The following is a 3,553-nucleotide window of genomic DNA, read 5'->3' as shown; positions in this document are numbered from 1 at the left end:
GACGCTGCGCGAGGGCTTCCGTGGCCCGGACGCCGGGGAGTGGGGCCGGTTCCTGCTCCTGGGCGGCGCGGGCGGCCCGGGCCGCGTTGCGGCGGGACAGCGCGTCGAGCAGCGGGCGTTCGCCCCGACCACGCAGCAGGAGCAGGACGAAGGGGTCGGCGTCGAGGAGGCGCGCGGTCTGGTAGCAGAGGGCGGCGGCGTGCTTGCAGGGGTGACCCGAGTCGGGGCAACTGCACAAGGGGTCCAGATCACCGGGACCCGGCAGCAACGGAACTCCGCACTCGGCAAGGGACTTGGGCATCTCCTTGTCGAGCAGTGCGGCGATGTGCCCGGGCCGGTCGGCAGCGGCGTCCAGGAAGCGGTCCCAGTCGGCGTCGTCGAGCGTCCGCAACCGCACCTGTACGCGGTACGGCCGCGGACGGCTGCCCTGCACATACGCGAGCACGAGCCCCGGCGTCACGGTGATCGCGTCGACATGGCCCTTCTCCGCGTATCCCCGCCCCCGCACCAGCCGCTTGGCGTCCAGCGCGCCTTCCTCCAACGCGGTGACCCAGGCGTTGCCCCACCAGGTCTCGGCGAAGCTCGTGCCCTTCGACGGCCTGGGCGGAAACGCGGGGAACGTACGGCGCAGGTCGCCGTCGCGGGTCGGGGAGGCCATGGAGGTGGGAGGGGTGAGGACATCCGGGGCGGTCGGGTCCGGGTCCGGGTCCGGGGTTCGCGCGTCCCGACTCGCTTGGCGCACATGGTCGTTGTCGCCGGGCGGCTCCGCACCGAAGTCCTCCTCCTGGGGCATCCGAAAGGCGTCGGCGACCAGATCACGTACCGCGCGGGCCCGAACGGCCTCGACACCACCGGGTTCCTTGGCGCTCTGACGTGAGGCCCTGGACGGGATGGGAACGGGAGTGGAGACGGGGGCGGGGGCGGGCGTGGAGGCACGGCGGGGTGGTCGGGTCGTGGGGTCGGCTCCCTGGTGCTCTCCGTCCGTCCGGGCCTGTTGGCTCTCACGCCGAGCCGCTCGCAGTGCCTCGCGCGCGATATCGGCGGGGCGTACGGACGACTGCGCGGTCGGCTGGTCCGTGACGTCGTCCGGAGCGGCGGGAGCGGAGTGGGCGGGGTCGCCGCCTTGTTCCGCGGGGTCGGTACGGGTATCGATCGCAGTGTCCGGGGAGGGGCTTGCGGTCACGCCTCTACTTCCGCTGCCGCTCCCGCCGGTGCCTCTCCCGGTCCCGGTCCCGGTGGAATCGTCGGGCACCGCTTCCGATGGACCGGCCGCCACAGCCGCCTCGCGTCGAACGGGCAGCGCACGGCGCAACGCCGCGCGGGCAGCGTCACCGGGGCGGGGAACAGATGGCGAAGGGGCGGTCGGCGAGGGATCGCTCGGCGGGGGATCGGTCTGCGGGGGTGCTTCGGTCGAGGTCTCCTCAGAATCGGCCGGCCTCGGCGCGCGAGCCCCCGACTCCTCCGTGTCTTCCGAGTAGCCCACGTGCTTCTCGCGCGCCCCCTCCCGACGCTCACGCGCGGCCCGCAGCGCTTGGCGTGCCAGGTCGGCCGGGCGCACTGGCCGCTCCTCAGTTTGTCCGTCCGTCGCCTCTGTCTCCCCTGCCTCCGGTGTCTCCTCCGGCTCCCCCACAGCCGGCTCCGTTCCCGACCCGTCGGTCTCCGCCGCCGCACCAGGTCCGACAGCCGCCGGCCCGTCGTCATCCGCGCCCAAGCCGAACCCGATGCCCCGCCCCACCCCCGTCACACCGGCCTCCGCAACGACACCAGGTCCGACAGTTCACGGTCCGTCAGCTCTGTCAGGGACGACTCGCCGGAGCCGAGGATCGCGTCGGCCAACGCCCGCTTGGATTCGAGCATTTCGGCGATGCGGTCCTCGACCGTGCCCTCGGTGATGAGGCGGTGGACCTGGACCGGCTGGGTCTGGCCGATGCGGTACGCGCGGTCCGTGGCCTGTTCCTCGACCGCCGGGTTCCACCAGCGGTCGAAGTGGACGACGTGGCCCGCGCGGGTGAGGTTCAGGCCGGTGCCCGCCGCCTTCAGGGACAGCACCAGGACCGGGGTCGCGCCGGCCTGGAAGCGGTCCACCATGCGCTCCCGCTCCGGTACCGGTGTGCCGCCGTGGAGCAGTTCGACCGGGACCGCGCGGGCCGACAGGTGGGAGGTGATCAGGCGGGCCATGGCGACGTACTGCGTGAAGACGATCGCGGAACCGTCCTCCGACAGCAGCGTGTCCAACAGCTCGTCCAGCAGGGCGAGTTTGCCGGAGCGGGCGGCGAGGCGGTCGCCGCCGGCCTGTGCTGCGGTGTGCTCCTCCTTCAGGTACAGCGCCGGGTGGTCGCAGATCTGCTTCAGGGCCGTGAGGAGTTTCAGGACCAGGCCCCGGCGCGCGATGCCGTCCGTCGTCTCGATCGCCAGCATGGATTCGCGTACCACCGCCTCGTAGAGCGAGGCCTGTTCGCGGGTGAGTGGGACCGGGTGGTCCGTCTCCGTCTTGGGCGGCAGTTCGGGGACGATGCCGGGGTCGGACTTCTTGCGGCGCAGGAGGAACGGGCGGACCAGGCGGGCGAGTCGGGTCACCGCCTCCTCGTCCTCGCCGTTCTCCACCGCGCGCGCGTGCCGGGCGCGGAAGGATTTCAAGGGGCCGAGGAGTCCGGGGGTCGTCCAGTCCAGCAGTGCCCAGAGTTCGGAGAGGTTGTTCTCGACCGGAGTGCCGGTGAGGGCCACGCGCGCGGTGGACGGGATCGTGCGCAGGGCCTTCGCGGTCGCCGAGTACGGGTTCTTGACGTGCTGTGCCTCGTCCGCGACGACCATGCCCCACGGCTGCTGGGCGAGCGTCGGTGCCGCCGAGCGCATCGTGCCGTACGTCGTGAGGACGAAGCCGCCGGTCAGGTCCTCCAGGGTGCGGTCCACGCCGTGGAAGCGGCGGACGGGGACTCCGGGGGCGAAGCGGGTGATCTCCCGCTGCCAGTTGCCCAGGAGCGAGGCGGGGCAGATCACGAGGGTGGGCTCGCGGTGCGCCCGGCGCAGGTGGAGGGCGATGAGGGTGATGGTCTTGCCGAGGCCCATGTCGTCGGCCAGGCAGCCGCCGAGGCCGAGGGAGGTCATCAGGTCGAGCCAGGCCAGGCCCCGGAGTTGGTAGTCACGGAGGGTGGCGTCCAGGCCGGGCGGTGGCTCGGCGGGCTGGATGCCTGCCGTCAAGCGGTCACGCAGGGTCGCCAGCGCGCCCACCGGGACGGCTTCCACCTGTTCGCCGTCGACCTCCGCCGTGCCCGTGAGCGCGACGGACAGCGCGTCGACCGGGTCGAGCAGGCCCAGTTCGCGTTTGCGGGCCTTGCGGACGAGGGCCGGGTCGACCAGGACCCACTGGTCCCGGAGCCGGACGACCGGGCGGTGGGCCTCGGCAAGCATGTCCATCTCGGCCTCGGTGAGCGGGTCGCCGCCGAGCGCCAACTGCCAGCGGAACTGGAGGAGTTCCTCGCTCTCGAAGAAGCCGGTGCCGTCGGTCGCCGAGCCCGGCGCCGACCGGACCACGGCGGACACCGTCAGGTCCTGC

Annotated in this window: 2 protein-coding genes; both read right to left on the bottom strand. The window is 72.8% G+C overall.

Translation table 11 applies throughout. The features are described from left to right. Positions 1-1,183 (bottom strand): SWIM zinc finger family protein (locus R6V09_RS48770; RefSeq protein ID WP_442810282.1); only part of this gene is annotated, 1,183 nt, incomplete at its 3' end. A gap of 557 nt (positions 1,184-1,740) precedes the next feature. Beyond that, positions 1,741-3,553: DEAD/DEAH box helicase (locus R6V09_RS48765; protein WP_317887876.1), on the bottom strand; the 1,813-nt coding region annotated here is incomplete at its 5' end.

Source organism: Streptomyces sp. W16 (assembly GCF_033194735.1).
Taxonomy (GTDB): Bacteria; Actinomycetota; Actinomycetes; order Streptomycetales; family Streptomycetaceae; genus Streptomyces.
Note: the sequence above shows the minus strand (reverse complement) of the source record. Positions and strands in the feature narration are given on the sequence as shown.